Genomic DNA, 25173 nt, shown 5'->3' with positions numbered 1-25173 from the left:
TTTTGGGTGTATCGATTCTATCTGTACTCGTTAGGGTTGTCTATTCGAATATTCGGTACGACCACAAGCGATCATCAGGCTGTACTTGCTGATGTATACCCAAATCGGTCACTGCCAATCTAGGCTTGTGGCGCGGCATTGAATGCAGGAAGGCTTACGCTCGGTGGGGGTTACCGACTCAGCTTCTCAATCCCGGCTTTGATGGCGTCGGTATTCTGGTCGAGGGTTTCCAAGGCGGTGACGAAATTCTCGTGCGCGTCTACTGAGCCCCTTGTGAACCCCTTGCCTCGATCCAGAGGGCCACTTCTTCAAGTCCGGCAGCCATAGCGTTCTGGTTGATCAGCAGCAGTTCCAGTACATCGGCAATGGTGGCATCGTTGTCTGACATGGGTGGTCATCCTTTGGGGGTGGGATGATCGTAGCCCAAGACGGAGCTGGCTGTAGTTAACCAAGGGGGTGGGGGAGCACCGCGACGGGTTGCAGACCACTGCAAACAGTGCTGACAACGACATTCCCAACCCATCAGCAAGCACCTTGGCCCGCATCTGGGCTGGAATAAGTTGCTCCTGAAGGACTTACTTGCCCTGTATGAAGCTATCCCATGTATATGCGGTTTTACCGCTTTCCAGCACGATCAAGGCCCACTCGCCACCGGCAGCTGGGTCGAGGTATCCGACTTTGGTTGCCTTATGGATAGTTCGGCATTTGCCTGAGTTAACAAGTCGCATCATTGATTGAGCATCCTGATCCGTGCCAGCAGCAATCATTTGTTCCCAGTCGCCGCGCTTTTAGCAGATGACCGAATCCGCCAGCAGGGTTACTACCGTGCCAGAGGCAGACGCCATGAGAGGGGCGGAAAGGAGGGATACCAGTAAAAAGAGGCGGGAACACTTCATTGCAAAATCCTTAGCTCGCTGGGTTGAGTGGTCAGCTAGTTGTCACTCAGAAGTGAAATCCTAAGAATGTCTTAGCACAAGGTCAAGGTAAATCTAAGAATCTCTTAGCCTCCACTGCGAGGCAGATTATAGAGATGTCAACTTTTAGCAAGCGTCTGCGAGAGGCTAGGAAAATCTCAAAGATGTCGCAGGAGCTTTTAGGAATTGAGGCAGGTATCGATCCTGCCAGCGCCAGCGCCCGGATGAATCAGTACGAGAACGATAGGCACGAACCCAACATAAACATTGTGAGGCAGATTGCGGGCGTGCTGAATTTACCAACGGCCTACTTCTACGCACAGGAGGACGACACCGCCAGATTACTGGTGCTTTTCCATAGGCTGCCAGAAGAAAAGCGATCATTACTTCTAAATTATGTCGAGTCAGTGGCAGGTGAGGCTGAGGGCTTTGATAAGTCCGCTCGCACCCAAGGCGACTAGCTTTGACCTGGATGGATACCCTACCTAGTTCCGCTGGTTGATCGCACCGAAAGTCGGGCTTTCAAGCTGACATCCTACCTACGGAAAAACACCACTGACCTATCGGTCGGACGTAGCACCAATAAAATATCTACACAAATCCAGCTCTTGATCTTGATTGTTGGTGCAAGGTGGTTAGCGACAGCTAACGATGGTATCCCGTTCAAGCTCCGCTTGGCTGGTTGCACATCAAGGCGGTAAGCCTAGGGGTAAGGGGATGATATATAATATCATTCATCCCCAATCATGTAAGTTGAGTCAGCCTGTAAGCGGCGCTTACATTGATCATCCCCATGCTCCGCATACCGAGAAAATCAAGATCAAAAGCGACGAGCTTTGATGTGTGTTGACTTCATTTTATTGGATGGTGTACTGATCCAGAATCGGGACGATGCGACTTACCAGTCTCTTATATATCTGTCGTTAATTAAAGTTACTGACCCCTGACAGTTTTCTCGTCATGGGGGTGAGCAGGCTTGGCTCAGGCGGCCAGCAGTTCTAATTGCCATTTCTTGACAGTGGTCTTGGAAACGCCAGTTTGTCGTGCAATCGTCTTTACTGCTTCGCCTTGCTCCAGTAGGCGTAATACCTCCTGTCGCTTCGGGTGTTCCTTTCGCCCTTGCTGCTTTTTGTCAGATGTGTAGCTTGTCCAAAACGAACTGAAATCAATTTCAACACCGAGCCGGAGGAGTGTCTCCGGATGACGCTCCAAGTACAGTGCGATCCCCTTCAGTGCCACTCTCGCGGCTTCGACGACACGCTGAATCTGTCTCACGCTCATGGGGTTACGGTCGTGGTTCAGTAACCATCTTGACGCGCTGTCTACTGAAATCTCCGGTAGCCTGAGTAATTTAGTGACGTCAGCAGGAGATACGCTGTACTTGCCGTTAATCACTCCTGGCCCCGTATTGATAGCCCCTCGGACATAGTCGTCCAACCACGGTGTTGGAATCTCTTCAACTTTTGCGGCCCAGATTGCCGTATGCACCGGATTCTTAATCACCGGCTCTTTTCGACCTTTTCCACTCTTTACCACGGCGAGCTGTCGAACACTCGGAGTGGGTAGGATGGAGACTGTTGCTATGCGCTCGTTATTCGCCACCGAAGTGAGAAGCGGGATTGGGCTGCCATCATTGTCAAAAATGTAGTTGGCTTCTGCATGATTGGCCGCCGCTGGATAATCAATCGGCTCGGGGGCGTACTCCGAGATGGTGTAGCAGCCCAGCAATTCGCCTGTCCTCTTGTCGAAGACAAAGCTTTCGAAGGTAGCTGTGTGGTGTTTGATGAGTGTGGAGCGAATATCGGTTGCCGATACAGTGGTGTGAATCACTTTGTTGGGGGCGATACTGGTCATCTTCATTTCTCCTGTTCAGTTCATTGCGATAGGCGCTACCTTGGGCATTGCCGGTTAGTTGGTAAATTGCAGACAACACTTTACCGATCATCTGGCACTACATGAGTGCGGGACGTGTTCGGTATGTTTGGTTGAGGTGCGAACTCTACACGGAACACTAATTTCTGTCAACTACCTAGTTGACGTGGCGTGAACTTGCTGATCTAGAAAGTGGCTCTTGCACCATTTGGCTCAGTCAATCCCTCGCCCATAGCGGTGCGAATCTTTACGAAACCGATTTTCGGTGCGGAATACGCCCTTTGCTTGGTTCGGAAGTCCATTTGATCTAACAAGCACGGGGCGAAACGGAAGTGACAGCTCGATGTGTAGCGAAAGTGGTGGAGGTTTTACTGTGGTTTACGATAGGTTTCGGGGGAGTTTCCGAGGCAGCCAATACCATAAATTCCTCATGGCTGCCCGTCCGATTTAATCAGTCGATTAGGTGCAACACGTCCCTGACGTTCAAATGAGAGTATCGCGCTACGGATCGAGTATCTCTGTGCCCCGATACAATCATGATCTGGGCGTTATTGAATCCCTTCTTTGCCACATTGGTGATTCTGGTATGTCTGAGTTGGTGCAGTCTGACGCTGCTATCCAATCCCGCCTTTTTACGCGCCAGTCGCACTGCCTGCGAGACAGCATGTGGAGTGACCGTGAAAAGCAGACCATTTGAATGGCGTTCTACGGTGGCCCACAGTTGAGCGAGCTGAAGAATCTCAACGGCGCGGTGGGTGAGGGGAACTGATCGCGTGCCGTTCTTCCCGTCGATCACATCAGCAATACGGTCTTTGAGGTGCAGGCAGTCTTTCGTCAGTTTCAGGATTTCAGAGCGCCGCATCGCAGTTTCATAGGCAAGTTCAACAATGAGCTTCATGGTTGGGGACAGTTTCGCCAGCAGCAGCTCAAGCTCACTCGCACGGATCACTTTGTCGGAAGACCGATCAGGCTTAGGGAGTGCGATATCGCTTACGGGGTTGTGAATGTCGATTAGCAAGCCGCGTTTGGCGAATCGGTAGAACCGAGACATGAATGCGAGTTGCGTCCTGCATGTGGATGACTTCACCGTCTTCAATCGCATGATCTTGAAGTCGTTGATCATCTGCGGGGTGATGTCGTGAATGGACTGAGTGAAGTGCCTGCCCAGATGCTCCACGATTTTTTGTGCGTGGTCGTAGCTACCTTTCCCTTTGAGCATCGTTTCGCAGTAGGTCATGCCCAACGTATAGATGGTGTGGTGCTTGCGCTCCATCGTTACGGCTTCAAGCTGATTCGCCCATGACTCGGCTTCAGCTTTGGTGCTGAAGGTTTTCGATTGGGGAGATTTACCCTTTACCCGTACCTGAGCATTCCAGTTGCCGGACGGAAGTAAGCGGAGATTGGCCATTTTTGACGCCTCATACTGTGAATGGGCGTTCTGTGAAAACCAAGAGCAGCAAGGCTTGTAGCTTGCTCAAGCAGACCTTGACATGGTGGGGGTCGTTGGTTCGAGTCCAATCGCGCCTACCAAACAAAATCCGCTCTGCTGGGCGGTCTAGAATGGCTCACCGAAAGGTGGGCCATTTTTGTTGCTTGCGATTTGCAAAACTTTTGCAAACCCCACTCAAAACGCCAGCTCGGCGTTCTTGTTTCAGTGTTTCCCGAGATTCCGTGAAGAACCAAATAAAAAGCCCCGCAATCGCGGGGCTCTAAATTTGAGTTGTTTCACGCGACTTCAAGCCGAGTGATGTGTGGGTGCTCACGGTGTTCTGCTTGCCAAAGATCGTAAGCAGACTGCATCGCCAGCCACTGGCGGCCGCTACTCAAACCGGCCATTTCCAGGCGCAACGCCAGCTCGGCACTGATCGCTGTATGTCCATGGAGGATCGTAGAGAAGTGCGTGCGCGAGTAACCCAGGTGTGCGGCCAGATCACCAACGGTCATTTTCAGTGCGGGAAGAACATCTTCTCGCAGGATTTCCCCAGGGTGGGGCGGATTGTGCATAGGCATAGTCATTACCCTCCTGTCAGTGGTAGTCACAATAATCCAATAGCTCCACATCGGAGCCATTGAAACGGAAGATCACTCGCCAGTTGCCTGACACTGTGACCGACCAGAAACCTGTCAGCTTCCCTTTGAGCTGATGCAAGCGAAACCCTGGAAAGTCCATGTCACTTGGCTTGATAGCAACGTCTAGAGCACCGAGGATGCGCTTGAGGCGAGCTGCGTGTTCTGCCTGGATGCCCCGGGTCGACTCTGTTTCGAAAAAGTCCCGGAGGCCTTTGTGCTGGAAGGTCGTTATCATGAGGGGAGTGTAGGGCTACGCCATACACCCCGCAAGTCGACATCCATTGATTCTTGCTATGGGATAGGGGGCGGCAGGACGTCTGGAGGAGGGGGAATCTCATACCACTTTTCATGCCACATGCAATTCCTTACAGGGGATTTCAGGGCGTTATCCCGTCCTAAAGCAAACCCGTGTCGCGCCGGGATTGGCGCAACCCCAATCCTTGGGCCAGGCAAAGGACTGGAGGTTATGCGTGGGCCTCTTCGCGCTCAGGGATAAGGCGAACCTCTACGCGCTGACCAAGTGCGCGGGCAGCGCTGGCCAAGGTTGCCAAGGTCATGCCCGCATCATTCTGGTCGAGTGCTCGATCCACGGCTGTACGGCTGGTGTGCATACGATCAGCGAGCGCTTTCTTTGTGACGTGCTGTGCCTTCATCACCTCAGCGATCTGCCAGGCGATAACGCGCTTGAGAGCTGCGGCGGAAACTTCTTCTGCGAGACCTTGCTCGGCGAGGAAGTCGTCAAAGTCAGACCCGATATGCTTGTTCATGTGCTGTACCTCATAGTCTTGCTTTGCGCTGCTTGGCGGTTGCCATGTCAGACGCTGGTGTTTTTGGCTTTTCTTGATGAAACCGTGGAGCAGAATCATGTCGGCGCCCACCACCGTAAATAGAACGCGGGCGATGGTGTCGCCCAGATCGATCCTGACCTCCCAGAGCCCCGTGTCTAGCTTGCGAACCACCGGCATTCCGATTGGCCAGCCAAGCTGAACGGTTTTGATGTCTGTACCGATCAGTCGTCTGTGCTCTCTCGGAAGATCGGTCAGCCATTCACGCACAGGCTCATTGCCGGCATCCGTGCAGAAAAAACGTACGTTGAGAACGGGTGCGATATCGATCATGAACGTAGTGTACCTAAATAGGTGCACTGCGCAACTTTCTGCTAACCCATTCGACTAGCGGTGTGTAACAGCTCCGCGCTGGCCTTTGTCGTTTTCTGGTCCAGCCCAATACTGCAGTCGTTCCCCTGGTTTTCGCCTTATAAGCAAACCGGTGTTTTATGGGCTACTACTGTCTGGCCGATATTTTTTTCTTCATGGGTTGGAGATCAAGTTGATGCTTGCACACTGGTTTCTCGCGGCTATTCATCTCCTGGCATTTGCCATGGGTTTCGCGGCGGTGCTCGCGCGCGGGGTGGCTTTGCGTCGCGTCGCGATGAATGCAGCAGATCCGCGGAATGTATTGCTTGCAGATAATTGGTGGGGGATTTCGGCGCTGATTCTTTTGCTCACCGGTGGGCTTCGCGCCTTTGGTGGCTATGAGAAGGGCACGGACTATTACCTGCACCAGCCACTGTTTCATCTCAAGATGACACTCTTCGTCATTATCCTGCTGCTTGAGATCGCCCCGATGGCCACCTTGATCAAATGGCGGATCGCCTTGAGTCGAGGGCGCTCGATCGACAGTCGGCGCGCGACGCTGTTTGCCCGGATCAGCCACATTGAAGCGTTGCTGATTGTAGTCATTGTGGTGGCTGCGACGGGGATGGCTCGTGGGGTCGTGTTTGGGTAGCGGGTTCTACGCATCTCTAAAGGCTAGAACACCCGTAGCCGAGTCGAGCATGAAAAAGGTGTGGATGCCGTCGGGGTGCTGCGCAGATCTGGCGGCGGGTGGCTGTGGCGGCCTGAAGAGGAGGAGGGAGGGCTGAAAAAAAAGAAATGACGAATCGAAAACACGCTCACGTTTTTTGCCAGCCATTGCTGTGAGAGAAAGGGCTGGCTTGCTGACGAGGCTCAGGGCGTTTCGCGTTTGTCCGGAGCAGTCAAACCTGCCTGGATACGCTGATAAATTTCCTCGCGATGTACGGCGACGTCTTTCGGAGCGTTGATACCGATCCTGACCTGTTGGCCGCTAACGCCCAGAATGGTGATCGTAATATCGTCACCGATGTTTATGCTTTCACCGACTTTGCGAGTGAGTATCAGCATGATCTTCTCCTTGATTGCTTTGTGAGGCACCTGATTCAAAATGATGCAGATGTCGGAAGTATGTATAGATTACAGCGAAGTGCCACTGTGGGTGCCTCTTTCAGACGCGTAGCCGCTGTATTAATTCCCGGGCGCACTATACAGAGGCTACAAGCATCATTCTCGTTGTTTCGAGGCTGTTTTGTAGCGACCGCGAGCCCGTCGTGGGTGGTAAAATCGCCGACTTGAATTTTCGAGGGGAAGGGTGTGCGTAAACTGGCGATGGTAATGACGGTGTTGGTGCTGGCGGGATGTGGTGAAGGAACCAGCGTCGAGCACAAGGCAACACCTTCGGCTGCTCCGGCTGTGCAACCTGCGGCGACTGCGGCAGTTGCGCAGTGGGATGTCGAGGTCAAGGGCGAGGGCGGCATCCCGCTGGCGGTGAGCGATCTGACCGGCTGGTTGATCGAACATGGTTTTGTATCTTATGTGAGCAAGGATGGCGCTGCGCAGCGGATCCTGGTCGGCCCATTCAACTCCAGGGCCGAGGCTGAAGCCAGGCAGGTCCAGCTGACCGAGAGCCTGACCCGGGCGAAAAAACGCAACATCGTGTCAGCGGTAGTTGAGCGTAACGCGGCTCAGTGAGCGGTCACCCAAGATGGAAACAAAAGGCCTCGAGACATTTTGTCCGGGGCCTTTGCGTTGTATCTGGTGCGCAAGGGTTAGCCAAGGTCGAGTCTTATTTCATCAGATGTGATGATGTGCTTATGACGTTCAAGGGGAAGGCAATGCCTACCCGCTGCTGGCTTCGGCGTTTTTCCGTACCGGCTACGTGGAGTCCTGGGGCCGGGGCATCGAGAAAATTCTCAGCGAGTGCCGTAAGCACGACATCCCACCACCGCTATTCGACAGCAGCCTGTCGGGGTTAATGCTTACCTTCCGAGCCAATTCTATGCAGCTGACCGAGGTTCTGGGAGACACCGCGCGCTTGTTGTTGGGGGAAACGCCGCCGACCACCCAAGAAACTGCCCAAGAAACTGCCCAAGAAACCGCCCAAAAAATCAGCCCGGGCTTTTGCCAGCGAGCACCTGCCAGAAACACTTATCACACCGCTAAAAAGGCCTCAGGCCTTCATCGCCGCTATCAAGGCATCTCTGCCCAACAGCCGTAACACGCGTTTGAAGTTGTAGGCGAGTACATGCAGGCTCATCTCGGTGCTCACCCGGTGACCGTTTTTTGGCCGTTTTCTACCTGGTGCAACAGGCTGCTATAGGTCGTTAGGTCGTTTCTACGCGCCACTGTGAAGTGTATGCTTGAAAACAACGGAGACAAGAATGACAACGAAAAGCAGCGCAGCGATGGCTGAAGCCCAAATCCGCCAGCGAATAGAAGGCTGGACAAAGGCACTACGCGCCAAGGACCTTGATGGGCTCATGTCCTATTACGCAGAGGACATCGTAGTGTTCGACGTCCCGCCCCCGCTGCGGTATGACGGAGCCGTCGCGTATCGCAAGAACTGGGCGGATTGGTTCGCCTCGTTCCAGGGCCCGGTTGTTGGTTACGAGATTCGCGACCTGAGCATCACGACGGGCGATGACGTGGCCTTCTGCCGCAGTCTCAATCGAATTAATGGAGCGAGGACAAGCGGAGAAAACACCGATGTCTGGGTGCGCGCGACCGTCTGCTTCCGCAAGATCGGCGGCACGTGGATGGTTACCCATGAGCATCTTTCGGTGCCCATCAACATGGAAACCTACCAAGCGGCGCTCGACCTGAAACCATAGCGTTTCACGGCAAATCGGTGCTAACGAAGCTGCGAGCCCCAAGGCAGCACAGAAACGCCTAACAACGGCATGCAGCGGACGGCGCTGTGCGCCGCCGCTGATGCCGAGCGTTAGACAGTGTCCGCAACGGGTCCAGGCTGTGTGAAAACGTTCTAGAGCAAGTTTGACTGTCAGAATCAGAGCGAAAATCGCGCTCCTACGCAAATTTCAGGTCTGCTGACTAGCCAAGCGCTGGCAGATTTTACGTAGCAACGCAGACTTCCAAACGGTGCCTGCGTTTTCACACAGCCTGGGTCGATAGCTGTTGGTCAAGAGCGGTGTCATAGCCTTTGCGCGATCGACAGTACCAAAGCGTGTACCGCAGGGCATCCGGGTTCCGTGTTCAAGAGCGACTTGAACAGATAGAACAAAACAAGGGTAAAAAAACGATGTGATTTACCACCACTGGGCATTCCCCGCTGAATCCAGCCTTCCCCCTCTGTCCTGTCCAACAGGTTTATTACGAGCGGCCACGACCTCCGCTGCCGATCATCCAGTCGCCCCCAGGGCGACACCCTACGCGACTAATCTGAAGAAACAGGGGAAAGGTCCCGGCGAGGTCTCATCATGGTGGACAAGAGCAAGATCGTGCTTGCCCTAGGCGAGGAGGACATCGCCCTGCCGGCCTTGGTGAACAGGGCGCTCGCCGCCAATGATCGGCTGAAATACCGGTTTGCCCTGTTGCAGGCGGCTCGCTCCCATGCGCGACGACCAGACTTGCCATTTTCCTCACTGCACGTTGAGCGTTTGGCCTGCGGTGTGGATAGCGTAGAGCTGGATACAGTGGTCGGCAGTGCCTTGCAGGAGAATGGCCGCTATCGCATCCCTTATGCAGAGGGACTGGTCTGCGGCATCGTCGAGGACATGCAGGAAATGCTGGTGCCGCTCGGCCTGCTGGCAAGCGGCGAAGAGGCGGAATTCACTACGCGACTGGCGCGTCTGTCAGAACGGGTCCAGCGCCCCGCCGACGACCTGCTCGACGACCAGGCCCTGGGCCTGCTGACCTCCGGCGACCGCGAAGCTGGTGACAGCTGGCATCTGCTGGTGATAGATACGCACAAGGCGCTCAACCAGGTGCAAAGCCGGCTCGCCGCGGAGCATCTAGAAGGGGCGGCGGTCTACAACATCGACGAGGCGGATCGGGATGCGGTACGCGCGTTCATGGCCGGCCTCCACCAGACGGCGCCGCTCAAGTTCAACCATCCCGGCCTGGGCACCACGGCGACCCGTTCGGGCGACACCCTGATCATCCAGAACGACATCGGCACCACCGACGCACATGTTCTGGTGGTGCATGTGAGCGCCGACGAGGTGACTGTCACCTACACCGATGTCCACCACCAGCGCCTGCAGTTCTTCCAAGGCTTGTTCGAAGGCGTCGAAGTCGACTGGGAAGGCGCCCGTTCGCGCAAGGACCCGACCATGGCGGATGGACTCTATCATCTGTGCATCGGTCGCTTCCGCTCCGCCCAGCGCGACAAGCTGCTGCAGTTCCTCGACCTGCTGGGCTCGCGGCTGGTATTCCTGATCGACTGGAACAAGGCGCGCAAGCAGCTCAAGGCGTTCCTGCCGAACGAGGAGACGATCGCGCTGCTGTCCTGGGCGGCGAAGAACGGCTATGGACACATGGCCTTCCTGCTCTGCGGTGGCCAGCAGTTGCTGTACGACACGCTCGAGTCGGCCGGCCGCGGCAGCCTGCGCTATGGCGAGCAGCTCCAGCAGATCATCGGCCTGCCGCAGGCGCGCCAGCTGCTGCAGTTCGTGCTTGCAGCCTGCAGTAATGCCCTGCTCGCCGGGCGCTCCCAGGCGTTGGTGCGCGACGAGCTGCAAGCCGAGTTCTTCAGCTACTTCCGCAGTGCTGAACAGGACCTGTTCGACGCCATGGTCGAACACGCGGCCTACACCGTCGAGATCGCCGAAAGCCTGCGCGACGCCTGGCTGCAACTGGGCATCGCCGACTTCAATCTGTGCCTGGCGGCCCGCGCCCTGCGCGCCAAGGACTGGGAGCGGCGCGCCGACGACCTGGTGCTGCGCGTGCGCGAGACGAGCCCGCGCGTCGAATGCGGTGAATTCATGCTCCGGCTCGCCAGCTGTGCCGACGACGTCACCGACGAGCTGGAAGAGGCCGCCTTTCACTGCTCGCTGCTGCCGCGCAGCCCGTTGGCACACCCGGCCGCTTCTCCGTTGGCGGCACTGTTCGCGCTCGCCCTGTCGGCGACTCAGGAATACCTTAAGGCACTGGTCGCGGCGCAGGCGTTGGGGCGGGGAACGGCGCGCGAGGACATGCAGGAGTTCCTCCAGGCGGCGCACCGGGTAGTCGATCTGGAGAAGATGGCCGACGACACCCTGCGCCAAGTCCGCCATGCCTTGCTTGCCGAGGAGATCGAGGCGCGCGAACTCTATGTGCTCGACGCCATCGCCGGCAATCTGGAGCGCGCGACCGATGCCCTGAGGCACACCGTGCAGATGCTGCGGGATCAGACGCTGGCCCGCGCGGCCCTATGAGGAGTGCCCATGAACGACCTGCCCCTCACCCAGCAGATCTTCCATATCGGTGCCGGCGAGGCGGCACCGGCGGCTGGCGCCGATCGGCTCGGGGTCAAGGCCTGGAACCTCGCGGGCATGGCCGCGGCCGGCCTGCGGGTGCCGCCAGCCTTCGTTCTCACCACCGACTGGTACCAGGCCTGGCATCAGGCGGGAGGCGCGCTGCCGACACTCGGCGGTGCGCTGGTGGATCACATGCGCTGGCTGGAACAGCGCAGCGGCAGCAGCTTCGGCGGCCGCCGCCGGCCGCTGCTGGTGTCGGTGCGTTCCGGCGCGCCGGTGTCCATGCCGGGCATGCTGGAGACCCTGCTTAATATCGGACTGTGCGACGCAACTACCGCAGGGGTGCTGCGCACCACTGGCAACCCGCGCCTGGTGTGGGACTCCTACCGGCGCCTGGTGAGGAGCTACGCGGAAGTGGTGCATGCCGCGCCGGCGGGCCGCTTCGATGATCTGACCGCCCAGCATCTCGCCGCCGCGGGGGTCGCCGCCCCGGCGGAGCTCGACTTCCACGCGCTGCGCGCGCTCACCCGGGAGAGCCTCGAGTTGTTCCGCGCGGTAACCGGCCAAGAGTTCCCGCAGAATCCGCAGGACCAGCTGCAGGGCGCGGTACTGGCGATCCTCAGATCCTGGGACTCGGGCAAGGCGGCGACCTTCCGCCGGCTCAACGACATCCCGGAAGGCCTCGGCACTGCGGTCGCGGTGCAGGCGATGGTGTTCGGCAACAGCGGCGGCACCTCGGGCTCGGGGGTCGCCTTCAGCCGCGACCCCGCGACCGGCGAGAAGCGCCTGTACGTCGACTTCCAGTTCAACAGCCAGGGCGAGGACCTCGTCTCCGGCCGCCACGCGCTGGGCGACCTGGACCTGTTCGAGCGCTGCATGCCGACGCTGGCGGCCGAGGTGCAGGAGGCCGCCACGGTGCTCGAGGCCGCATTCGGGGACATGCAGGAATTCGAATTCACCATCGAGGAAGGCGTGCTCTACCTGCTGCAGACCCGCTCGGGCAAGCGCACGCCCTGGGCGGCGGTTGTGGTCGCGGTCGAGCAGGTGCGCGAGGGCCGGATCGACCCGGCGCGCGCCCTGGAACGGCTCGCGGGTCTGGACCTGGAGGCTGTCGGCCGCCGCCACCTGGCGCTGCGCCCCGGCGACATGCCGCTGGCGCGTGCCCTGACCGCCAGCCCTGGGGTCGCCAGCGGCTGCATCGCCCTTAGCCTGGCCGCGGCGCAAGCGCTGCACCAAGCCGGTCGGTCGGTAATCCTGGTGAGGACGGAGATGGCGACCCAGGACCTCGCCGGCATCGCCTTGGCCAACGGCGTGCTCAGCGTGCGCGGCGGGCGCACCGCCCACGCGGTGGTGGTGGCACGGCAGATGGACAAGGTCTGCCTGGTCGGCTGCAACAGCCTGCACGTCGAGGCCAAGCGCGGCTACCTGCAGTTCGCCAGCGGCGAGGTGCTGGCCGAGGGCGAGCTGATCACCCTGGACGGCGACAGCGGCGAAGTCTGGCGCGGCGAGTACGAGACGCTGATCGAGCGACCGGAGGCCTGGCTGGCCGACCTGCGGCGCTGGCGCGACGGCCCGAGTTAGTGCGGCGCGGGGGGTCTAGAGACAGGGGTGAGCTGTGGCGCTGGGTTGCGAGGGGGCCATTCAGGTTCTTACAGTCCTGTCGCCCATGGCCTGCCTGAGGAGGCTCGCGATTGCCCCTGGCGACAATCGTCTATCGGACACCAGCCGCGACTGACAACTCATGGCCGGTTTTTTCCGGTCGCCACCGGCAGCTATGGGTCCAAGCTGTGTAAAAACGCATGCACCGTTTCGACCGAGACGGTGCACCTGATCAACTGCGGTTCAGCCGCAGGTCTTCATATCCACCGGCCCGACGAACTCGTTGCCGCGACCCATCACGCACGCCACGCTTTGATTGCGCTGGCGTTCCCAGCTCTGCACCGGGTAGGTTTTATTCCAGGCTTCGTAGAGTTGCCGGTCCTGTTTCGACAGGCGCAAGTTGTACTGCTTGCTCATGTAGAAATAGGTGCGCGCGATCATGCCGCGGATAGAGGGGCGGGGCATGACTTTTTTGGCTTTGAAATCGACCTGAGTCAGGCATGAACCGTATTGCCCGGGTTGCTCCGGTAGCCAGCCAAAACTGAAGTTGCTCCGATCACCATTCACCTCACCGATGCTGGGAACCAGGTTATGCAGGTCGGCTTCGGCGCGTTGGTAGGTCGGGTCGTTGCGGGTGCAGTTTTTACGGCCACCTTGCTGCCAGCATTGACGCTGATGACCGATATGCCAGGCCGGGACAATATGTTCCCACTCGATGCGCGCGGCACGGTTGGCGTTTTTTCGCGGTACATAGCCACAGTCCGCAAGGTTCACGCGGTTGCCGGTGTATTTGCAGCCACAGTAAAACTCTGTGGACTGTGGGGCGTACAGCTTCCAGGCGACTTTTTTCGCTTCCTTGAAGGTGCGCGGTGCGTCGGCCTGGGCGCTTATTGCGATGAAGAGACAGAGCAATGCAAGCAAACGAACAATCATTGACTCAGTCTTCCTTCGGCACAACCCAGAAAATTTGCACGCCGCCATCGTCGCGATAGGCGAGGGTGACGTTGTCGTTCTCGGCAATCTCTTCGAGCAGGCGCTCCCATTCATCCACGGGTTCGTCCGGGAGGCGGAAGATCAGTGCCGCTTTGGCTTTCTGTGCGTTGGGGGAGTTGATGATTTTCTGGACACGCAATCCCAGGCGTTCGTAGGAGCCTGGAGGTGTAGTTGCTGCTGCGGAGGTATTGGCCACGGAACAATCCTTATTAAGCTGTACGTGCATACAGTATTTAACTGTAGGCATTTTCGCAACTGCTTAAAATTCAAGAAAATCCTCTGACAGCGATTTGTTCCGTTTGGTATGGGGCGGTTGATTTTTTTTTAGATAGTCAGCGCGAGCGAGGGGGGCGTTTCGAACCACTCACCAGAGCAGGTGAGTGGTTGCAGCAGATGCCCGACCTGATCAGGTCGGGCAAGGTGAATCAGTATTCCCAGAACATCCGTTGCAGCTCTTTGCTGTCCTGAGTCTCGGTCAGAGCGACCATCGCCAGGATGCGGGCTTTTTGCGGATTCAGGTCATGGGCAACGACCCAGTCGTATTTGTCGTCAGGCTGTTCTGCGTTACGCAGTACGAAGCCGCCGGCATTGACGTGGGAAGAGCGAATGATCTGTACACCATCCTTGCGCAGTGCCTGCAAGGATGGGACGACGCGCGAAGCGACCGAGCCATTGCCGGTGCCGACATGGATGATGGCTTTGGCGCCAGATTGAGCCAGGGCCTTGTAAGCAGTGTCGTTGACATTGCCATAGGAGTAAGCGATGCCGACGTCAGGCAGGCTCTTGATGGTTTTGATGTCGAACTCGGAACTCATGGTGTGACGCTTGGCAGGTTGGCGGAACCAATAGGATTTGCCTTCGACCACCATGCCCAGCGGGCCCCAGGCACTTTTGAAGGCCTCGGTCTTGATGTTGATCGTCTTGCTGACATCGCGACCCGACTGGATCTCATCGTTCATGGTGACCAACACGCCTTTGCCGCGCGCATCTTTGCTGCCGGCAACCGCGACAGCGTTATACAGGTTGAGCATGCCATCAGCAGACATCGCGGTACCAGGACGCATCGAGCCAACGACGATGATCGGCTTGTCGGTTTTTTCCACCAGATTGAGGAAGTAAGCGGTCTCTTCCAGGGTGTCGGTGCCGTGAGTGATGACGATGCCATCGACGTCTTTGCTGTCGGCCAGTTCGGCAACGCGGCGACCCAGTTGCAGCAGGTTTTCGTTGGTGATGCTTTCCGAAGCGATTTGCATGACCTGCTCGCCACGCACATTGGCCACTTGACTCAGCTCGGGGACACCGGCAATCAGCTGCTCGATACCCACTTTGGCCGCTTGATAAGTGGCGCTGTTGGCAGCGCTGGCACCCGCCCCGGCGATAGTCCCGCCAGTGGCCAGGATCACCACGTTAGCCAGCTTCTGTCTGGTTTCGAGTTCTTTTGCTTGCAGTGCGGTAGGGAGTAGCAGCAGGAGGGCCAAGGAGCCCGGAACAAAGGTCTTGAAAGCAGATTTCATTATTTTTCTCTCTAGTTGTTATGACGGTGCTGATGCAGGTTCATCTAGAAACGCCCCCGGCAGATCTGAATGCCGTGGGGTCCCTGGAGAAGAGCAGGATCTGTACCAGGCGCACCTTGCCTGAATAATTAATGTAACTAATTGATGTATATGATTTTTTTATGATTCATTGGTTTTCGGATGCAGGCCGGTGTCCGGTTTTCCGACGATGTGGAGGTTTGACGTTCGGTTGTCCGAAAATTCCTACGATAAAAACTGAATGGTCTCACTCTGGTGAGATGAGACGGTTTCAGGCGTTTGCTTGCCGTTGACAAAAGCCGGCAGGATTCGCATAGTTCTATCTACGCAAACGTTTGCGCAAGCTTTCAGAATGATCTTGTCGATCGGGCTGGCGGCTGTCGAAGCGTACTCCAGTGCAAGCGTTGCTCAGAATAATCATAAGAACGGAGTGAACCCATGAAGCTGCCATTCGCTGGACGTCTTCTCGCTGTCGCTATGCTTGCAGCCGCATCCGCCGCGCTGCCTCTTTCTTCGGCTTTCGCCGTGAGCCCGGAAAAACCCAAAGTCGCCCTGGTCATGAAATCCCTGGCCAACGAATTCTTCCTGACCATGGAAGATGGTGCCAGGGCCTACCAGAAAGAGCATTCCGCCGATTTCGATTTGATTTCCAACGGGATCAAGGATGAAACGGACACGGCCAACCAGATTCGCATTGTCGAGCAAATGATCGTTTCCAAAGTCGATGCGCTGATCATCGCCCCGGCCGACTCGAAAGCGATGGTGCCGGTGATCAAGAAGGCGGTCGACGCCGGTATCACGGTGATCAACATCGATAACCAGTTGGACACCGATGTACTCAAAAGCAAAAACATCAGCGTACCTTTCGTCGGGCCGGATAACCGCAAGGGTGCCCGTCTGGTTGGTGAGTATCTGGCCGGGCAGCTGAAGGCCGGTGACCAGGTCGGCATCATCGAAGGTGTCTCCACCACCACCAATGCCCAGGCGCGCACCGCGGGCTTCAAGGATGCGATGGAGGCGGCACAGATCAAAGTGGTGTCCGTGCAATCCGGTGACTGGGAAATCAACAAAGGTAACCAGGTCGCATCATCGATGCTGAGCGAATACCCGCAAATCAAGGCGCTACTGGCCGGCAACGACAGCATGGCGGTCGGCGCTGTTTCCGCAGTGCGTGCAGCAGGTAAGGCGGGCAAGGTTCAGGTGGTGGGTTACGACAATATCAATGCCATCAAGCCCATGCTCAATGATGGCCGTGTACTGGCGACTGCCGACCAGTTCGCTGCCAGGCAGGCGGTATTTGGCATCGAAACGGCGCTGAAAATGCTCAAGGGTGAGAAGGTCGACGGCGGCGCCAGCGGCGTGATCGAAACGCCGGTTGAACTGGTCACCCAGTAGTCATTCTGGCGACACAACGGCGCTCGCCTGTCCAGGCGAGCGCATGGAGAGTTTCTTATGTCAGTTTTCGCCCCGAACGCTGTCCTCTCGGTCAGCGGTATCGGCAAGACTTATGCTCAGCCGGTGCTGAGCGACATCGACCTGACGCTGATGCGCGGTGAAGTGCTGGCGTTGACCGGTGAAAATGGCGCCGGCAAAAGCACGCTGTCGAAAATCATCGGTGGCCTGGTCACGCCGACCACAGGGCGGATGCAGTTCAATGGTCAGGATTACCGTCCGGGTAGCCGGACCCAGGCTGAAGATCTCGGGATCCGCATGGTCATGCAGGAACTCAATCTGCTGCCGACCTTGTCCGTCGCCGAAAATCTGTTTCTCGACAATCTGCCCAGCCGCGGTGGCTGGATCAGTCGCAAGCAACTGCGCAAGGCCGCTATTGAAGCGATGGCCCAGGTGGGGCTGGATGCGATCGATCCGGACACGCTGGTCGGCGAATTGGGCATCGGTCACCAGCAAATGGTCGAAATCGCCCGTAACCTGATTGGCGATTGCCATGTGTTGATCCTCGACGAGCCGACCGCGATGCTGACGGCTCGCGAAGTCGAAATGCTCTTCGCGCAGATCACCCGCCTGCAAACTCGCGGCGTGGCGATCATTTATATCTCCCATCGACTGGAAGAACTGGCCCGTGTCGCGCAACGCATTGCGGTGCTGCGTGACGGTTGTCTGGTGTGTGTCGAGCCGATGGCCAATTACAACAGCGAGCAACTGGTCAACCTGATGGTTGGCCGTGAGCTGGGCGAATACATTGACCTGGGGCCACGCCAGATCGGCGCAGCGGCGCTGACAGTGCAAGGGCTGACCCGTTCGGACAAGGTTCGCGATGTCTCCTTCGAAGTTCGCAGCGGCGAAATTTTCGGTATTTCCGGGTTGATCGGGGCAGGGCGCACCGAGCTGTTGCGTTTGATTTTCGGTGCCGACACCGCAGACAGCGGCACGGTCGCGCTGGGGTCACCGGCGCAGGTGGTCAGTATCCGTTCACCGGCCGATGCGGTAGGGCACGGGATTGCCCTGATCACTGAAGATCGCAAAGGCGAAGGTCTGCTGCTGACTCAATCGATCAGCGCGAATATTGCCCTGGGCAATATGCCGGTCATTTCCAGTGGCGGAATCGTCAATGGTGGTGACGAGATAGCCCTGTGCCAGCGTCAAATCGACGCCATGCGGATTCGCAGTTCCGGCCCCGCACAACTGGTGTCCGAACTGTCGGGTGGCAATCAACAGAAAGTCGTGATCGGTCGCTGGCTGGAGCGCGATTGCGCGGTGCTGTTGTTCGACGAGCCGACCCGAGGAATCGATGTTGGTGCCAAGTTCGATATCTACGGCTTGCTGGGTGAATTGACCCGCCAGGGCAAGGCGTTGGTGGTGGTCTCCAGTGATCTGCGCGAGCTGATGCTGATCTGCGACCGGATTGCGGTACTTTCCGCCGGGCGCTTGATCGACACCTTCGAGCGCGACAGTTGGACTCAGGATGAACTGCTGGCTGCCGCGTTTGCCGGCTACCAAAAACGTGATGCGTTGCTCCATGAAGCGGCGCCTAGGGAGATTTCATGACAACTGCTCTTTCTGTCAGCAAACGTAGTGGCAACTATTACGGTTTGGGCACCTATCTGGGCCTGGCCGGTGCGTTGCTGGCGATGATTGCCCTGTTCTCGACCTTGAGCAGTCATTTCCTCTCCTATGACACCTTCAGCACCTTGGCCAACCAGATTCCGGATTTGATGGTGTTGGCCGTCGGCATGACGTTCGTGTTGATCATTGGCGGTATCGACCTGTCAGTCGGTTCAGTGCTGGCGCTGGCCGCTTCGGCGGTCAGCGTGGCGATCCTCGGCTGGGGCTGGAGTGTCTTTCCGGCAGCCTTGCTCGGCATGGCCGTTGCCGCTCTGGCGGGCACCATCACCGGTTCGATCACCGTGGCCTGGCGCATTCCTTCGTTCATCGTTTCCCTGGGCGTACTGGAAATGGCGCGCGGGGTGGCCTATCAAATGACCGGTTCGCGCACCGCCTATATCGGCGATGTGTTTGCCTGGCTGTCCAACCCGATTGCCTTTGGCATCTCGCCGTCGTTCATCATCGCGCTGTCGATCATCTTCATCGCTCAGGCCGTGTTGACGCGCACGGTGTTCGGTCGCTACCTGATCGGCATCGGTACCAACGAAGAAGCGGTGCGTCTGGCGGGTATCAATCCAAAGCCTTACAAGATTCTGGTGTTCAGTCTGATGGGGTTGCTGGCGGGTGTGGCGGCGCTGTTTCAGATCTCCCGCCTGGAAGCGGCGGACCCGAATGCCGGTTCCGGCCTGGAGCTGCAAGTCATCGCCGCGGTGGTCATCGGCGGCACCAGCCTGATGGGCGGTCGCGGTTCGGTCATCAGTACCTTTTTTGGCGTCCTGATCATTTCCGTGCTGGCTGCAGGTCTTGCGCAAATCGGCGCGACCGAACCGACCAAGCGCATCATCACCGGCGCAGTGATCGTGGTGGCGGTGGTGCTGGATACTTATCGCAGTCAACGCGCACAGCGGCGGGCTTGAGTCATGGCAACGATTAAAGATGTAGCAGCGCTGGCGGGAATTTCCTACACCACAGTTTCCCATGTGGTGAACAAAACACGGCCAGTCAGCGAAGAGGTCAGGGTCAAAGTCGAGGCGGCGATCAAAAGCCTGGACTACGTACCCAGCGCCGTGGCCCGTTCGTTGAAAGCCAAGACTACGGCGACCATTGGTTTGCTGGTTCCCAACAGCCTCAACCCCTACTTCGCCGAACTGGCCCGGGGGATCGAGGATTACTGCGAGCGTAACGGCTACTGCGTGATTCTGTGCAACTCCGATGACAACCCGGACAAGCAGCGCAGTTATCTGCGGGTGCTGCTGGAAAAACGGATCGACGGCTTGATCGTCGCTTCGGCTGGCGGTGACGCCGGCCTGGCTGCAGGTCTGGCCGCAGTGCGCACGCCCATGGTGATTGTCGACCGGGGCCTGGAGGGCATCGATGCGGATCTGGTGCGCATCGACCACGAGTACGGCGCCTGGCTGGCGACGCGACACTTGCTCGACCTGGGGCATCGGGATATCGCCTGGATTGGCGGTCCGGCGCATACCAGCGTGGCGCAAATGCGTCTGGCCGGTTACTGCCGGGCATTGAAAGAGGCGGGCGTCGAGGTGCCGCAACAACGGATGCTGGAAAGCGACTTCACCAGTACCGGCGGTTACAACGCGGCGGCTCTGCTTCTGGAAAAGAATCCGCCCAGCGCCATATTCGCCGGTAACGACGTGATGGGTATCGGTGTGTTGCGTGCGGCAGCCGAGCGCAATATTCGTGTGCCGAGCGAGCTCTCGGTCATTGGCTTCGACGATATCCAGATGAGCCGATATGTCTATCCGGCGTTGACGACGGTCGGCCAGTCGATCCTGCAGCTGGGCGAGATGGCGGCGGAGCTCCTGTTACGCCGGATCGCGACACCTGCACTGGCGACTGAGCAACGCATCGTGACGCCCAGCATTGTCTTGCGGGAATCGACTGCGCCGCTTAGCGGCGTGTTCACCGAATACCGCTGAAACGAATTGATCGAGTACTGATGTATGCCAGCAAAAGTAGTGGTAGTAGGCAGCCTGAACATGGACCTGGTCACCCGGGCCGAGCGGCTGCCTCGGCCCGGTGAAACGCTGATTGGCGAGTCGTTCGCCACCGTCTCGGGCGGCAAGGGCGCGAACCAGGCCGTTGCTTCGGCACGACTGGGCGCTGAGGTTTCGATGATCGGCTGTGTCGGTGCCGATGGGTACGGCGAGCAACTGCGAGCGGCGCTGCTGGCCGAGCAAATCGATTGCCAGGCGCTGACGACAGTCGAAGGTTCCAGTGGCGTGGCGCTGATTGTGGTCGATGACAGCAGTCAGAACGCGATCGTGATCGTCGCGGGCGCCAATGGACTGCTCACGTGCGAAGTGGTCAAGGGTTTTGACGCAGTGTTGCAAGCGGCCGACGTGATTATTTGTCAGCTCGAAGTGCCGTTGCCAACCGTTGGTTACACCCTCAAGCGCGGTCGTGAACTGGGCAAGACCATGATTCTCAATCCGGCCCCCGCAAGCAGTCCGCTGCCAGCCGACTGGTATTCGTCCATCGACTACCTGATTCCCAACGAAAGCGAGGCGTCGGCCTTGAGCGGCTTGCCGGTGGACTCGCTGGAAACCGCTGAAGCGGCGGCCAGTCGCTTGATTGCGGCAGGCGCTGGCAAAGTCATCATTACCCTTGGCGCCCAGGGTTCGTTGTTCGCCAACGGGCAGAGCTTCGAGTACTTCCCGGCGCCCAAAGTCAAGGCGGTCGACACCACGGCGGCGGGCGATACTTTCGTTGGCGGTTTTGCCGCGGCACTGGCGCTCGGCAAAAGCGAAGCCGAGGCCATTCGCTTCGGTCAGACCGCTGCTGCGTTGTCGGTCACTCGCGCGGGTGCACAACCTTCCATTCCCAGTTTGTCCGAGGTACAGGCCTTCAGCCCTTCATGAAAAAGACCCCATTGCTCAACATCGCCTTGTCGCGATTGATTGCCTCCCTGGGGCACGGCGACATGCTGGTCATCGGCGATGCCGGTTTACCCGTGCCGCCCGGTGTCGAGTTGATCGACCTGGCGTTGACCCAGGGGATTCCGGACTTCGTCAGCACCTTGCAGATCGTGCTCAGCGAAATGCAGGTGGAAAGCCATGTATTGGCCGAAGAAATTCTGCTCAAGCAGCCGCCCGCGCTTCAAGTGATTGACGAGCTGACGACCAAGGCTGCATTGGGCCAACGCCGGTTGCTGAGTCATGACGCCTTCAAAACCCTCAGCCGCCAAGCGCGGGCGATTATTCGTACCGGCGAATGTCAGCCGTACTGCAACATCGTTTTGGTCGCGGGAGTGACGTTTTAGCTCGCTGTATCCCACCCCGGGTTTTTCACGCGCAAGGAGTTTGCTGCTTTTGTCATTGATCACCGCTACAAGCGCCCAGGCGGCGGAAAAAATCGATTTGATCATCGACACCGATCCGGGTGCCGATGACGTCGTTGCCTTGTTGTTTGCCCTGGCTTCGCCTGCGGAGCTGAACATTCGTGCGCTCACCACCGTTGCCGGTAATGTGCGACTGGACAAGACCTCGCGTAACGCGCGGCTGGCTCGTGAGTGGGCAGGGCGCGAAGACGTGCCGGTGTACGCGGGTGCGCCGAAGCCTTTGTTGCGCACGCCAATCTATGCCGAGAATATTCATGGCAAGGAAGGTCTTTCGGGTGTAGCGGTGCACGAACCCAAAGCAGGGCTGGCCAAGGGTAACGCGGTCAATTACCTGATCGACACGTTGCGCGCAGCCAAACCCCACAGCATCACCATTGCCATGCTGGGCCCGCAGACCAACCTGGCGCTGGCACTGATTCAGGCGCCGGACATTACCCAAGGCATCAAGGAAGTGGTGGTCATGGGGGGCGCGCACTTCAACGGCGGCAACATTACCCCGGTCGCCGAATTCAATCTGTTTGCTGATCCGCAGGCCGCTGAGGTGGTCCTCAACAGCGCCGTCAAGCTGACCTACCTGCCGCTGGACGTGACCCACAAGGTGCTGACCAGTGACGCGCGTCTGCAGCAGATCGCGGCCCTGGGCAACAACGCCAGCAAGGTGGTGGGCGATATCCTCAACGAGTACGTCAAAGGCGACATGGAGCACTACGGCCTTCCGGGTGGCCCGGTGCATGACGCCACCGTCATCGCTTATCTGCTCAAACCGCAGTTGTTCACCGGTCGTCAGGTGAACATGGTGGTGGACAGCCGCGAAGGCCCGACCTTTGGTCAGACCATCGTCGACTGGTACGACGGTTTGAAGCAGGAAAAGAACGTGTTCTGGGTCGAGAACGGCGATGCCCAGGGTTTCTTCGACTTGCTGACGGCGCGTCTCGCTCGCCTCAAATAAGTTTCAGCCCAACCTGTAGGGTGTTATTCCCTTTCCTCGTGTACACCCATGTACTCGCTTGGGTATTTTTCGAATACCTGTGTGATAAACGCCTGGGCAGCCTGGGTTCCCAACTCCTTGACCAACAGGTCGATGCCGATGATCGCCAGTTCTTCAGGGCTGCCCGGGCTGTAGGAACAATGGCCTTGAGGCCATTTGGCTTTGATGTCGGCGTCGATGCTTACGGTTGTCATGATGCACTCGAGAGGTCTGAATAGGTCGCCCACTGCCTGGTGGTTTTTCCAGGTTGTTCGGGCTGTGTCGAGTTAACCATCTTGCGAGGCTTTTGGCACTCCGACTTAGGCATGAGGGGAGGGCTATGCGACACTCGGGCTTTGATGATTTCCAAGGAAAGCACTTTGCAGATCGATTTGAGCACTCCCGATGGCCTGACGCTCGACGCTGTGCGTCAACTGCTGGCGTCTGCCAGCGATGATGCACATACCCAGTTGCGGGTCACCAGGGCCGGAATCGCCTATATTTCCTCAGGCGTTGTGGGCGGTACGGATATTGACGGTCTTTTGTTTCGTCTGGAAACCTGGGCGAAAGGCTCTGGATACGTCGGAGCGGTAGCTGCAAGTGACGCGGTCTGGGTTATGCAGATTTACAACGCGTTGAAGCAGAATTGGCCCAATCCGCCTTTCGACTACATTGACGTCTACTGATCGCGGCTCACATTTAGTCACGATTGCGCAATGAACACTGCCTCAGGGCTGAGGCAGACTTGCCGCTAAGCGAACGCTGCGCCCCTGTAGGAGCAGCCGGTCGACGCTCGATTGCTCCGGGCGGCGTTCCGACGATGGACTCAAGGGCGGCGCGTTTATTCAGAAAACACGCGTTATCGTTAACGTCCATCGCGAGCAAGCTCGCTCCTACATAGGCAGAGGGCCGGTGTTCCTTTGAAACCAAAAGCCAAAATGGCTGTCGCACGATTTCTGTCTATTTTTGAAAAAGGAGGCCTCATGCCTTGGAAGCTCGCGTCATTCGGTACTTTGTTAGCTGCAGTCATTTTGACGGGATGCAGCACTTCGCAGGCGACAAAAGACCCTGTGGCTACCGAGACCGGACACAGTCGCTGCGAGTCTGAAGCCGCCGCATTCGCCATCGGCAAGAAGGCCTCGCCGGAACTTCTGGAGCAGGCTCGCACGCGTTCAGGTGCGCAAAACGCGCGAACCCTCAAGCCGAACGACATGGTGACGCTGGAATACCGCTCCGATCGCCTGAATCTCAACACCGATGCAAACCTGGTGGTCACTCGCGTCAACTGCGGCTGAATCGCTTGCGGCCCTTCTTCACCACATAAAAAGCTCAGCACATAAAAAACTCAGCGCATAAAAAACCCCGTCACATGGACGGGGTTTTTTTAGAACGCGCAGAATTACTCAGCGCGAACCTGTGCAGCTTGCATACCCTTTTGGCCTTTCTCAGCCACGAAGGAAACAGTCTGGCCTTCTTTCAGGCTTTTGAAACCGTCGCTTTCGATAGCTTTGAAGTGTACGAACAGGTCGTCACCGCCACCTTGAGGAGTGATGAAGCCGAAGCCTTTTTCATCGTTGAACCATTTAACGGTGCCGGTTTGGCGATTAGACATGGTGTATCTCCAAGAAACATATATTTTCAGTAGTACTGTGCTGCTCAGGCCAACTGGGCACACCGGGGTATCATAGTCGAAATGTTCGGCTTGGGAGCCCCCCGGACGTGCTGTTTGCCCGCCGGTTGCACTTTCTTTGTTGCTTAAAGCGTCTGAAAGCCCCGGTTTAAAGGGCTTTCTGGCGAAAATAAAAGCGATAAAAAAAGCTGAAAAACCTGTGAAATTTGTACGAAAAAGCTCTTTTCAGAGCCCCTTTACCGGCCCGAAAGCGGTTGAAGAGGTCTTTGGGCGCTTACTTTTTTTGCACCTTGCACGTGGAAATCGCAGCCAGCGCTTTATTCTGCAGATCTACACTGGCCTTGTTATCCATCAGTGCCTGGAGATCTTTTGCCGGGTACGAGGCAATCTTGTCAGCGCCACAAGCGCAATGTGATTTGGCGGTTGCCGGGCTGATACCTGGCTGAGAACCTGCGGCCTGGGTGCATTGGGCCATGTACTTCGCGCGCGTTTCCTTGGGCCATTCAGCGTGAGCACTCAGAGGCAGTAGCATGATGATGGGCGCGGCGATGGCAAAAAAACGATTCAGACGCATGCTGGGATGCTCCTTGTGGTCAGTGATGCGGGTTGTCTATATATC

The 25173-nt window shown here is 57.7% G+C and carries 29 protein-coding genes and 3 pseudogenes; 17 read left to right on the top strand and 15 right to left on the bottom strand.

All coding sequences use genetic code 11. The features are described from left to right. Window positions 1-259 precede the first annotated feature (259 nt). Entirely contained in the window at window positions 260-388 is a 129-nt protein-coding gene (locus tag AC3I0A_RS18380; RefSeq protein WP_489373638.1) for a hypothetical protein, read from the bottom strand. Between the two features lie 690 nt (window positions 389-1078). On the opposite strand from AC3I0A_RS18380, the gene AC3I0A_RS18375 reads away from it, so the two are divergent. Continuing rightward, entirely contained in the window at window positions 1079-1375 is a 297-nt protein-coding gene (locus AC3I0A_RS18375) for a helix-turn-helix domain-containing protein (RefSeq protein WP_489373637.1), read from the top strand. A 520-nt stretch (window positions 1376-1895) separates the two neighbouring features. On the opposite strand, the gene AC3I0A_RS18370 is transcribed toward AC3I0A_RS18375, so the two are convergent. The 6 genes and pseudogenes from AC3I0A_RS18370 to AC3I0A_RS18345 all read right to left on the bottom strand — a co-directional run bounded on the left by AC3I0A_RS18370 (window position 1896) and on the right by AC3I0A_RS18345 (window position 5974). Beyond that, on the bottom strand, window positions 1896-2768 hold the full coding sequence (locus AC3I0A_RS18370) for a helix-turn-helix domain-containing protein (RefSeq protein ID WP_489373636.1): 873 nt from the start codon (window positions 2766-2768) through the stop codon (window positions 1896-1898). 469 nt (window positions 2769-3237) lie between these two features. Next, window positions 3238-4194: a tyrosine-type recombinase/integrase gene (locus tag AC3I0A_RS18365; RefSeq protein ID WP_489373634.1), complete on the bottom strand. Its 957-nt coding sequence runs from the start codon at window positions 4192-4194 to the stop codon at window positions 3238-3240. Window positions 4195-4511: 317 nt separating this feature from the next. Then, window positions 4512-4796, bottom strand: a complete 285-nt coding sequence (locus AC3I0A_RS18360; RefSeq protein WP_489378538.1) for a HigA family addiction module antitoxin — start codon at window positions 4794-4796, stop codon at window positions 4512-4514. A gap of 16 nt (window positions 4797-4812) precedes the next feature. Further along, window positions 4813-5091 carry a type II toxin-antitoxin system RelE/ParE family toxin gene (locus AC3I0A_RS18355; RefSeq protein WP_489373632.1) on the bottom strand — a complete coding sequence of 93 codons (279 nt, stop codon included), beginning with the start codon at window positions 5089-5091 and terminating at the stop codon, window positions 4813-4815. A 229-nt stretch (window positions 5092-5320) separates the two neighbouring features. Next, the gene (locus AC3I0A_RS18350; RefSeq protein WP_489373630.1) at window positions 5321-5623 is read right to left on the bottom strand and encodes a Fis family transcriptional regulator; all 303 of its coding nucleotides are present in this window, start codon (window positions 5621-5623) and stop codon (window positions 5321-5323) included. A gap of 10 nt (window positions 5624-5633) precedes the next feature. Beyond that, window positions 5634-5974: pseudogene (locus AC3I0A_RS18345) on the bottom strand (type II toxin-antitoxin system RelE/ParE family toxin). A 214-nt stretch (window positions 5975-6188) separates the two neighbouring features. On the opposite strand from AC3I0A_RS18345, the gene AC3I0A_RS18340 reads away from it, so the two are divergent. Further along, entirely contained in the window at window positions 6189-6644 is a 456-nt protein-coding gene (locus AC3I0A_RS18340) for a DUF2214 family protein (RefSeq protein WP_489373629.1), read from the top strand. A 221-nt stretch (window positions 6645-6865) separates the two neighbouring features. Here AC3I0A_RS18340 and csrA read toward each other — a convergent pair whose 3' ends face one another. Continuing rightward, window positions 6866-7060, bottom strand: coding sequence for a carbon storage regulator CsrA (gene csrA / locus AC3I0A_RS18335; protein ID WP_007920550.1), 195 nt, complete (start codon window positions 7058-7060; stop codon window positions 6866-6868). Window positions 7061-7306: 246 nt separating this feature from the next. On the opposite strand from csrA, the gene AC3I0A_RS18330 reads away from it, so the two are divergent. The 3 genes and pseudogenes from AC3I0A_RS18330 to AC3I0A_RS18320 all read left to right on the top strand — a co-directional run bounded on the left by AC3I0A_RS18330 (window position 7307) and on the right by AC3I0A_RS18320 (window position 8210). Beyond that, window positions 7307-7684, top strand: coding sequence for an SPOR domain-containing protein (locus AC3I0A_RS18330; protein ID WP_489373628.1), 378 nt, complete (start codon window positions 7307-7309; stop codon window positions 7682-7684). Window positions 7685-7871: 187 nt separating this feature from the next. Next, window positions 7872-7919: pseudogene (locus tag AC3I0A_RS18325) on the top strand (hypothetical protein); the annotation flags it as partial. Window positions 7920-7991: 72 nt separating this feature from the next. After that, window positions 7992-8210 carry a hypothetical protein gene (locus tag AC3I0A_RS18320; RefSeq protein WP_489378616.1) on the top strand — a complete coding sequence of 73 codons (219 nt, stop codon included), beginning with the start codon at window positions 7992-7994 and terminating at the stop codon, window positions 8208-8210. Here AC3I0A_RS18320 and AC3I0A_RS18315 read toward each other — a convergent pair. Further along, a pseudogene (locus tag AC3I0A_RS18315) lies at window positions 8163-8264 on the bottom strand (hypothetical protein); the annotation flags it as partial. The gene AC3I0A_RS18320 and the pseudogene AC3I0A_RS18315 sit on opposite strands and share 48 nt — an antisense overlap. 109 nt (window positions 8265-8373) lie before the next feature. On the opposite strand from AC3I0A_RS18315, the gene AC3I0A_RS18310 reads away from it, so the two are divergent. The 3 genes from AC3I0A_RS18310 (at window position 8374) to AC3I0A_RS18300 (ending at window position 12990) form a co-directional block, all read left to right on the top strand. Continuing rightward, window positions 8374-8823: a YybH family protein gene (locus AC3I0A_RS18310; RefSeq protein ID WP_489373627.1), complete on the top strand. Its 450-nt coding sequence runs from the start codon at window positions 8374-8376 to the stop codon at window positions 8821-8823. Window positions 8824-9429: 606 nt separating this feature from the next. Next, window positions 9430-11367 carry a DUF47 domain-containing protein gene (locus tag AC3I0A_RS18305; RefSeq protein WP_489373626.1) on the top strand — a complete coding sequence of 646 codons (1938 nt, stop codon included), beginning with the start codon at window positions 9430-9432 and terminating at the stop codon, window positions 11365-11367. Between the two features lie 9 nt (window positions 11368-11376). Next, window positions 11377-12990, top strand: coding sequence for a PEP/pyruvate-binding domain-containing protein (locus AC3I0A_RS18300; RefSeq protein WP_489373624.1), 1614 nt, complete (start codon window positions 11377-11379; stop codon window positions 12988-12990). A gap of 261 nt (window positions 12991-13251) precedes the next feature. Here AC3I0A_RS18300 and AC3I0A_RS18295 read toward each other — a convergent pair whose 3' ends face one another. The 3 genes from AC3I0A_RS18295 to AC3I0A_RS18285 form a co-directional block, all read right to left on the bottom strand. Next, complete coding sequence (locus tag AC3I0A_RS18295; protein WP_489373623.1) at window positions 13252-13941, bottom strand: endonuclease; 690 nt, start codon at window positions 13939-13941, stop codon at window positions 13252-13254. Between the two features lie 4 nt (window positions 13942-13945). Beyond that, window positions 13946-14197 carry a DUF1654 domain-containing protein gene (locus tag AC3I0A_RS18290; RefSeq protein ID WP_489373622.1) on the bottom strand — a complete coding sequence of 84 codons (252 nt, stop codon included), beginning with the start codon at window positions 14195-14197 and terminating at the stop codon, window positions 13946-13948. A 229-nt stretch (window positions 14198-14426) separates the two neighbouring features. Then, the gene (locus AC3I0A_RS18285; protein WP_489373621.1) at window positions 14427-15515 is read right to left on the bottom strand and encodes an asparaginase; all 1089 of its coding nucleotides are present in this window, start codon (window positions 15513-15515) and stop codon (window positions 14427-14429) included. Window positions 15516-15971: 456 nt separating this feature from the next. On the opposite strand from AC3I0A_RS18285, the gene AC3I0A_RS18280 reads away from it, so the two are divergent. The 7 genes from AC3I0A_RS18280 to AC3I0A_RS18250 are packed head-to-tail and all read left to right on the top strand — an operon-like array spanning window position 15972 to window position 22906. Next, window positions 15972-16928 (top strand): sugar ABC transporter substrate-binding protein, encoded by a 957-nt coding sequence (locus tag AC3I0A_RS18280; RefSeq protein WP_489373620.1) that lies wholly within the window; start codon window positions 15972-15974, stop codon window positions 16926-16928. Between the two features lie 57 nt (window positions 16929-16985). Continuing rightward, complete coding sequence (locus tag AC3I0A_RS18275) at window positions 16986-18539, top strand: sugar ABC transporter ATP-binding protein (RefSeq protein WP_489373618.1); 1554 nt, start codon at window positions 16986-16988, stop codon at window positions 18537-18539. Continuing rightward, entirely contained in the window at window positions 18536-19513 is a 978-nt protein-coding gene (locus AC3I0A_RS18270) for an ABC transporter permease (protein WP_489373617.1), read from the top strand. The genes AC3I0A_RS18275 and AC3I0A_RS18270 overlap by 4 nt, the downstream gene beginning before the upstream one ends. A 3-nt stretch (window positions 19514-19516) precedes the next feature. Then, on the top strand, window positions 19517-20536 hold the full coding sequence (locus AC3I0A_RS18265; RefSeq protein ID WP_489373616.1) for a LacI family DNA-binding transcriptional regulator: 1020 nt from the start codon (window positions 19517-19519) through the stop codon (window positions 20534-20536). Window positions 20537-20560: 24 nt separating this feature from the next. Then, the gene (rbsK, locus tag AC3I0A_RS18260) at window positions 20561-21478 is read left to right on the top strand and encodes a ribokinase (protein WP_489373615.1); all 918 of its coding nucleotides are present in this window, start codon (window positions 20561-20563) and stop codon (window positions 21476-21478) included. After that, window positions 21475-21879: a D-ribose pyranase gene (gene rbsD / locus AC3I0A_RS18255; RefSeq protein WP_489373613.1), complete on the top strand. Its 405-nt coding sequence runs from the start codon at window positions 21475-21477 to the stop codon at window positions 21877-21879. Before rbsK ends, rbsD begins: the two co-directional genes overlap by 4 nt. Before the next feature lie 4 nt (window positions 21880-21883). After that, window positions 21884-22906, top strand: coding sequence for a nucleoside hydrolase (locus AC3I0A_RS18250; protein WP_489378537.1), 1023 nt, complete (start codon window positions 21884-21886; stop codon window positions 22904-22906). A 23-nt stretch (window positions 22907-22929) separates the two neighbouring features. Here AC3I0A_RS18250 and AC3I0A_RS18245 read toward each other — a convergent pair whose 3' ends face one another. Then, the gene (locus tag AC3I0A_RS18245; RefSeq protein ID WP_489373612.1) at window positions 22930-23139 is read right to left on the bottom strand and encodes a hypothetical protein; all 210 of its coding nucleotides are present in this window, start codon (window positions 23137-23139) and stop codon (window positions 22930-22932) included. A gap of 165 nt (window positions 23140-23304) precedes the next feature. On the opposite strand from AC3I0A_RS18245, the gene AC3I0A_RS18240 reads away from it, so the two are divergent. Together AC3I0A_RS18240 and AC3I0A_RS18235 are read left to right on the top strand one after the other, a co-directional pair. Beyond that, the gene (locus tag AC3I0A_RS18240; RefSeq protein WP_489373610.1) at window positions 23305-23610 is read left to right on the top strand and encodes a hypothetical protein; all 306 of its coding nucleotides are present in this window, start codon (window positions 23305-23307) and stop codon (window positions 23608-23610) included. 297 nt (window positions 23611-23907) lie between these two features. Beyond that, on the top strand, window positions 23908-24219 hold the full coding sequence (locus AC3I0A_RS18235) for an I78 family peptidase inhibitor (protein WP_489378535.1): 312 nt from the start codon (window positions 23908-23910) through the stop codon (window positions 24217-24219). Between the two features lie 104 nt (window positions 24220-24323). Here the strand turns inward: AC3I0A_RS18235 and AC3I0A_RS18230 are convergent, their stop codons facing one another. Both AC3I0A_RS18230 and AC3I0A_RS18225 read right to left on the bottom strand, forming a co-directional pair. Beyond that, window positions 24324-24536: a cold-shock protein gene (locus tag AC3I0A_RS18230; RefSeq protein ID WP_007905882.1), complete on the bottom strand. Its 213-nt coding sequence runs from the start codon at window positions 24534-24536 to the stop codon at window positions 24324-24326. A 292-nt stretch (window positions 24537-24828) separates the two neighbouring features. Continuing rightward, entirely contained in the window at window positions 24829-25128 is a 300-nt protein-coding gene (locus AC3I0A_RS18225) for a hypothetical protein (protein WP_489373609.1), read from the bottom strand. Window positions 25129-25173 lie beyond the last annotated feature (45 nt).

It is taken from the genome of Pseudomonas sp. KH_024_B2 (assembly GCF_057839965.1).
This window is presented reverse-complemented; position numbering and strand designations above follow the sequence as displayed.